Source organism: Paenarthrobacter sp. YIM B13468 (assembly GCF_042788025.1).
GTDB lineage: Bacteria > Actinomycetota > Actinomycetes > Actinomycetales > Micrococcaceae > Arthrobacter > Arthrobacter aromaticivorans.
Window position 1 is genome coordinate 434,020 of record NZ_JBHZPI010000001.1, and the last position, 6,226, is coordinate 440,245.

The following is a 6,226-nucleotide window of genomic DNA, read 5'->3' on the forward strand; positions in this document are numbered from 1 at the left end:
AATAGCTGCAGGGTCCGCAAGAATGACAGGACCGGGCAGCAACAGCAAGACATCCGCCGCAGAGGTCGTTGGGGAAGACGTACCTACAGCTATGGAGGATGGAATGTCTGTTGCAACAACCCGCGGTGTCCTTTTCGTGCACTCGGCCCCTACGGCGTTGTGCCCGCACGTTGAGTGGGCCATCGGATCGGTCGTGGACAAGCGGACCGATCTTGAGTGGACCCCTCAGCCAGCTGCGCCCGGAATGTTCCGTGCCGAACTGTCCTGGACAGGTACGCCCGGCACCGGCGCCCAGTTGGCGTCTGCTCTTCGGGGCTGGGCACATCTGCGGTACGAGGTGACTGAAGAACCGAGCCAAGGCGTGGATGGCGCACGCTGGTCGCACACTCCGGAGTTAGGGATCTTCCATGCCGTCACGGATGTGCATGGCAACATCATGGTCAGCGAGGACCGCATCCGCTATGCCTATGAGTCAGGAGCCGGAGACCCGTCGGCCGTTTACCATGAGTTGTCGTTGGCCCTGGGCGAAGCCTGGGACGAGGAACTGGAGCCCTTCCGCCACGCCGCTGAGGGCGCCCCGGTCCGGTGGCTGCACCAAGTCGGGTAGCAGCAACTCCTGACCACCAAAACATTCCCATAGCAACAGAGAAGGGCCCACCTGCTGGTGGGCCCTTCTCTTCTATTTACCTAGGGTATTTACCTCGCGGCATCCGGCGAACGCAGGTCTTAGACGTTGCGGACGGCGATGACGGCATTGTGTCCGCCAAAGCCGAAGGAGTTGCTCAGTGCGACGATGTCGCCCGAAGGCAGGTCACGGGCGGAGGTTACGACGTCGAGGGGGATCTCGGGATCCTGGTTCTCGAGGTTGATGGTGACGGGTGCCTTGCGCTCGTAGACGGCCAGGACGGTGAGGACAGCCTCTACGGCCCCGGAGGCGCCCAGCAGGTGCCCCATCTGGGACTTGGTGGCAGATACGGCAACGCTGTCCACGTGAGCCCCCAGCGCGGCACGCAGGGCCGTGTACTCCGGCCTGTCACCTACGGGAGTGGAGGTGGCGTGGGCGTTGACGTGGACTACGTCCTCAGCCTGGATCCTGCCGTCGAACATTGCGGCCTTGAGTGCACGGGTGGCGCCGAGACCTTCGGGGTCAGGAGCTGTGATGTGGTAAGCGTCAGCCGTGACCGAGGTTCCGGCAAGCTCAGCATAGATGCGGGCGCCGCGGGCGATCGCGTGCTCTTCGGCTTCAAGTACCAGGGCGCCTGCACCCTCACCCATGACAAAGCCGTCACGGTCTATGTCGTACGGGCGGGAAGCGCGCTCGGGATCGTCATTGCGGCGGGAGAGTGCCTGCATGGACGAGAAAGCCGCCAAGGGCATTGGGTGAATCGCAGCCTCCGCTCCACCGCACATGACCACATCGGCCTTGCCCGAGCGGATCAGGTCCAAGCCGAGGTGCAGGGCCTCAGTACCGGATGCGCAAGCTGAAACTGGAGTGTGGGCTCCGGCACGGGCGCCGAGGTCAAGGCTGACGGCAGCGGCTACGCCATTGGGCATCAGCATGGGAACGGTCATGGGCAGGACCCTTCGGGGACCCTTGTCCCTGAGCGTGTCCCATGCATCAAGGAGCGTCCATACGCCGCCGATACCCGTGGCAAACGCCACCGCCAGGCGGTCGTGGTCGATGTCCTGGATGCCCGCGTCAGCCCAGGCCTCCCGGGCAGCGATGACACCAAACTGCGTGGACGGGTCCATACGCTTGGCTTCCACCCGGCTCAGGACTTCCAGGGCCGGCGTCGAGCACCGGGCAGCAAAGTGGACGGGGAGGTCGTACTTGGCCACCCACTCGTCTTCGAGCGTGCGGGCACCTGAGACCCCTTTCAGCGCGTTCTGCCACATTGTGGGGACGTCGCCGCCGATGGGAGTGGTGGCCCCCAGACCGGTTATGACTACTTTGCGTGCCATGCGATCACTCTCTGTCGGATCAGCCGTCCCATCTGCAGTTTTTGCAGGGGCGGCAGGAAAAACTTTGGGCGTTACTGCGGCTGTGCCGGGCACAGGGTCAAGCACCCTGGCCCGGCACAGCAGGTTTCAGGCTTAGGCCTGGGCGTTTGCGATGAAGCTGACGGCGTCCCCGACGGTCTTGAGGTTCTTGACCTCTTCGTCCGGGATGCGTACGCCGAACTTCTCTTCGGCGTTAACGACGATGGTCATCATGGAGATGGAGTCGATGTCCAGGTCCTCGGTGAAGGACTTGTCCAGCTCGACGGCTTCGGTAGCCAGGCCCGTTTCTTCGTTGACGATTTCAGCCAGGCCGGCCAGGATTTCTTCGTTGCTAGCCATTGTTGGCTCCTTTTCTTGTTGTGCCGGCTATGCCGGAAAGGGGGCAAACCGCGGTTACGGTTTGGGTTTGTAGGTCATATTCAGTTGGCTGGAGGCCGCGGGGACTGTCCAGGTCTATGGCAGAACGACAACCTGGGCGCCAAATACCAATCCGGCGCCGAAGCCGATCTGCAATGCCAGCCCACCGCTGAGTTCAGGGTTCTCCTGAAGCAGGCGGTGCGTGGCCAGGGGGATGGAAGCAGCTGACGTATTGCCGGCTTGGGCGATGTCGCGGCCAATGAGGACTGTTTCGGGAAGCTTCAGCTTCTTCACCATCTCATCGATGATGCGCATGTTCGCTTGGTGGGGAACAAAAGCGGCGAGGTCGCTGGCTTCGATTCCGGCAGCGTCCAGCGCTTGCTGGGCTACCTTGGCCATTTCCCACACGGCCCAACGGAAAACGGTCTGGCCGTCCTGACGCAGCGTAGGCCAAACATCCTGCGTTGCAGAGATAATTGCAAGGTCATCCGTTTCGTCCGAGTGACGGGCGGATTCACCCAGCTTCTTGACGTCCTCCAAGGAGTGGGTCATTCCGATCGCGTCCCACTTGCTGCCATCCGAGCCCCATACCGAAGGTCCGATGCCGGGAGTGTCAGAGGGGCCCACCACTACTGCGCCGGCGCCGTCGCCGAGCAGGAACGAGATGGTGCGTTCGTGGTTGTCGATGACGTCCGAGAGTTTCTCGGCGCCAACCACCAGAACATATTCGGCAGCACCGGAGCGCACCAGCGCATCTGCCTGGGCAACGCCGTAGCAGTACCCTGCGCAGGCAGCGGAGATGTCGAAGGCGGGTGCCGGCGTCGCGCCCAAACGCTCCGTAAGGGCAGCGGCGGCCGATGGCGTTGCGTACGGGTGGGTCACGGTGGACACGATGACCGCACCCAGTTGCGATGGTTCGATCCCGGCCTGCTGGATGGCTTCACGGGCGGCACCTTCGGCCATGTCGATGACACTGACGTCAGCGGCTGCCCGGTGGCGGGTGATGATGCCAGTACGCTGCCGGATCCATTCATCGGAGGAGTCGATCCACTGGCAGACGTCGTCGTTGGTGACGATGACATCGGGACGATAAGCGCCGATGCCCAGGATGCGGGCATTCTCGTTGAGAGTAGCTTTGTTGAGTACGGGGGTGCTCACGCCTGTCCCTCCAATTCGGCGAAAAGTGCCAGGGCCGCGGACAAATCATCCGGGGTTTTGACAGCAACTGTCTTGACCCCTGGCATTCCACGCTTGGCCAAACCAGCCAGCGTGCCGGCGGGAGCCAGTTCGATCAGGCCGGTAACTCCGCGGGTCGAGAGGTTCTCCATGCACTGGTCCCACCGGACGGGCCTGGAGACCTGCGCGATCATGCTGTCGACGGCGGCAGAACCTGCCTTAACTTCCTGGCCGTCATAGTTGGACAGCAGGGGGACAGTCGGGTCCTGCGGCGACAAGGAAGGCTTGAGGGCTTCCAATGCGCTCACGGCGGGAGCCATGTGTGCCGTGTGGAAGGCGCCGGCGACCTTCAGGGGAATGACGCGAGCCTTGGCCGGTGGGTTGTCCGCCAAAGCCTTAAGCTGCTCGAACGTTCCTGCGGCCACCGTCTGGCCGGCTCCATTCACATTGGCGGGAGTGGCGCCCGATGCCTCGATGGCTGCAAGGACCTCCGCGGGGTCGCCACCTACGACGGCACTCATGCCTGTCGGGGTTACCGCAGCTGCGGCAGCCATACTGTTGGCCCGCTCGCGGACGAAAGTCATGGCTTCCTGCTCAGTGAGGACGCCGGCAAGGGCTGAAGCGGTGATTTCACCGACGGAGTGACCTGCAAGGACAACCGGAAGCGTGTTGAGTTCTACGTCGAACAAAGACTTGGCCGCCACCAAGCCCGCGGCGACGATCAGGGGTTGGGCCACTGCGGTGTCTTTGATGGTTTCTTCATCAGAGGTAGTTCCGTGGGCCTTGAGGTCGATGCCTGCGATCTCGCTCAGGGTAGCCAATTGGCCTTCGACGGAGGGGAGTTCCAGCCAAGGGGCCAAAAATCCAGGGATCTGGGAGCCCTGTCCAGGGCAGACGATTGCAAGCACGTATCCAGCTTTCCAAATTGCCACGTGATCCACTGGTGTTTTCGTACACCAAGCTCACTGGGTCAGTTTGTAGGAAGTCTACAACGGTTCAGTTCTGTGAACGCGATGCGTGACGCTCGGGGGCGGCTTTGGGCTGGGCCGAAAGCCGGCCCACCACCAGGGCAGTTTGAAGTACGAAAGCTTCCCTTGGAAGGAGCGGATCCCAGCCTGTCACATCGCAGACACGCTTCAAACGGTAGCGCACCGTGTTGGCATGGACGAACAATTCACGCGCCGTGGCCTCCAATGAATGTCCCAACTCGAGGTACGTTCCCAAGGTCTCCACCAAGCCATTTGAGGCTGCCAGCAGCGGGCGGTAAATATTCTTGATGAGTGACCGCCGGGCCGCATCATCCCCGGAAACAACGCGTTCCGGGAGGAGATCGTCCGCTGCAACAGGTCGAGGCGCCGAGGGCCAGGCGCGCGCGGCGGTAAGGCCAGCGAAGGCGGCCTGGGCCGAAGTACTGGCCTCCAGCAACGAGCCAGCCTCCGGCCCGTAGACAACGGCGCCCGGCGCAAACAGTTCACTGAGTTTTACGTACGCAGTGTCGCGGTCTTGGACCCCGCCGAGGATGAGGATGAGGCGGTCACCTTGGATTCCAACCAGCGCGTCTTCTGCGAAACGGCCGGCAGTCCGGCGTAAATCGCTGACGTAGCTAGCGCTGGGCTCCGATGGCGAGTTGCCCACCATGACGGTGAAGCGCTCCTGCGCCTTCCAGCCCAGGGCGGCGATCCTTGATCGCAACGCGTCTGTGTTCTCACCCCGCAGGATTGCGTCCACGATCAACGCCTCAAGCCGGGTATCCCAGGATCCCCGTGATTCCGCTGCGCGGGCATAGACATCCGCGGCCGCGAACGCCACTTCCCGGGAGTAGCGAAGCACCGCCTCGCGCAGCGAAGGCTGGTCCGATTCAGGGGCGATCACAGGAACCTGGTCCTCTACCACCTCCACCACAATCCGGATCAACTGCAAGGCTTTCTGCAGGCTGATGGAGCGGGTCAGTTCAGTAGGCGCATTACCAAAGACGTCGGTCAGGATCCACGACGGCGAACTGGGGCGCTCATACCAGGTCACGAAAGCGGCAATGCCATTTTGGGCCACGAGCCCCAAGGCGGAGCGTTCATCAGAGCTCAGCCGACCGTACCAAGGCAGCGATTTTTCAAGCTGACGCATGGTGCTGGTGGACAATTGCCCTACATTTGCACGGAGCTGCCGCAGGGTCTCCGCCTTTTCCGGCGACAATGCCTGGGTTGCTGCTTTGCGCTTTGTAGTGATTTTGCTGGGCTCTGCCATGGAACGAGCATACGGTGCATCTCAGGCAAGCTCCATTTGTGCGAAGGCTACAACTTATGTTGCCGCTCGTCACGTCATGTTGAGCGCTGAAAGGCCTTTATTAAACGCCCGACGGCGGCTCCCACCTTCCGCTGGAAGCCGCCGTCGCGGTTACTGCTTGAGTTGCTACAACCTGGACTGTTGCCCTGGTTTACGGGTACCCGGCTTGTTAGGCGTCTCCGCCTGCTCCGCCGGTGGTGCCGGCGTTTACATCCAAGAGCCGGTACTTATCGATGGCCTTTTCCAGGGCACCTTCTTCCACTTCTCCCTTGGCGGCGAGCAGTTGGAGGGTTTTGGCGACGATGGAGTGGGTGTCGTTTTTGAAGTAGCGGCGTGCGGCTTGGCGGGTGTCGGAGAAGCCGAAGCCGTCTGCTCCGAGGGAGGCGAAGTCGTTGGGGATGAATTGGCGGAT

7 protein-coding genes are annotated in these 6,226 nt (G+C 62.2%); 1 reads left to right on the forward strand and 6 read right to left on the reverse strand.

Going from position 1 to position 6,226, the window contains the following annotated elements; all coding sequences use genetic code 11:
• Nucleotides 1-103 precede the first annotated feature (103 nt).
• Nucleotides 104-607, forward strand: coding sequence for a DUF3145 domain-containing protein (locus ACFX4T_RS01990; protein ID WP_216923837.1), 504 nt, complete (start codon nt 104-106; stop codon nt 605-607).
• 119 nt (nt 608-726) lie between these two features.
• On the opposite strand, the gene ACFX4T_RS01995 is transcribed toward ACFX4T_RS01990, so the two are convergent.
• The 6 genes from ACFX4T_RS01995 to ACFX4T_RS02020 form a co-directional block, all read right to left on the reverse strand.
• Nucleotides 727-1,962 (reverse strand): beta-ketoacyl-[acyl-carrier-protein] synthase family protein, encoded by a 1,236-nt coding sequence (locus ACFX4T_RS01995; protein WP_377650613.1) that lies wholly within the window; start codon nt 1,960-1,962, stop codon nt 727-729.
• 132 nt (nt 1,963-2,094) lie between these two features.
• On the reverse strand, nt 2,095-2,340 hold the full coding sequence (locus ACFX4T_RS02000; protein WP_011692310.1) for an acyl carrier protein: 246 nt from the start codon (nt 2,338-2,340) through the stop codon (nt 2,095-2,097).
• 114 nt (nt 2,341-2,454) lie between these two features.
• Nucleotides 2,455-3,516, reverse strand: coding sequence for a beta-ketoacyl-ACP synthase III (locus tag ACFX4T_RS02005; RefSeq protein ID WP_377650614.1), 1,062 nt, complete (start codon nt 3,514-3,516; stop codon nt 2,455-2,457).
• The gene (locus tag ACFX4T_RS02010) at nt 3,513-4,442 is read right to left on the reverse strand and encodes an ACP S-malonyltransferase (RefSeq protein WP_377650628.1); all 930 of its coding nucleotides are present in this window, start codon (nt 4,440-4,442) and stop codon (nt 3,513-3,515) included. Before ACFX4T_RS02010 ends, ACFX4T_RS02005 begins: the two co-directional genes overlap by 4 nt.
• 88 nt (nt 4,443-4,530) lie before the next feature.
• Nucleotides 4,531-5,775: a CdaR family transcriptional regulator gene (locus ACFX4T_RS02015; RefSeq protein ID WP_216923833.1), complete on the reverse strand. Its 1,245-nt coding sequence runs from the start codon at nt 5,773-5,775 to the stop codon at nt 4,531-4,533.
• A gap of 208 nt (nt 5,776-5,983) precedes the next feature.
• On the reverse strand, nt 5,984-6,226 hold a 243-nt coding region (locus ACFX4T_RS02020), incomplete at its 5' end, for a hypothetical protein (protein ID WP_159702371.1).

What these genes read in the sequence shown, in the direction of transcription:
- ACFX4T_RS01990 (WP_216923837.1), top strand. Translation starts at nt 104, where the DNA reads ATGTCTGTTGCAACAACCCGCGGTGTCCTTTTCGTGCACTCGGCCCCT.
- ACFX4T_RS01995 (WP_377650613.1), bottom strand. Translation starts at nt 1,962, where the DNA reads ATGGCACGCAAAGTAGTCATAACCGGTCTGGGGGCCACCACTCCCATC.
- ACFX4T_RS02000 (WP_011692310.1), bottom strand. Translation starts at nt 2,340, where the DNA reads ATGGCTAGCAACGAAGAAATCCTGGCCGGCCTGGCTGAAATCGTCAAC.
- ACFX4T_RS02015 (WP_216923833.1), bottom strand. Translation starts at nt 5,775, where the DNA reads ATGGCAGAGCCCAGCAAAATCACTACAAAGCGCAAAGCAGCAACCCAG.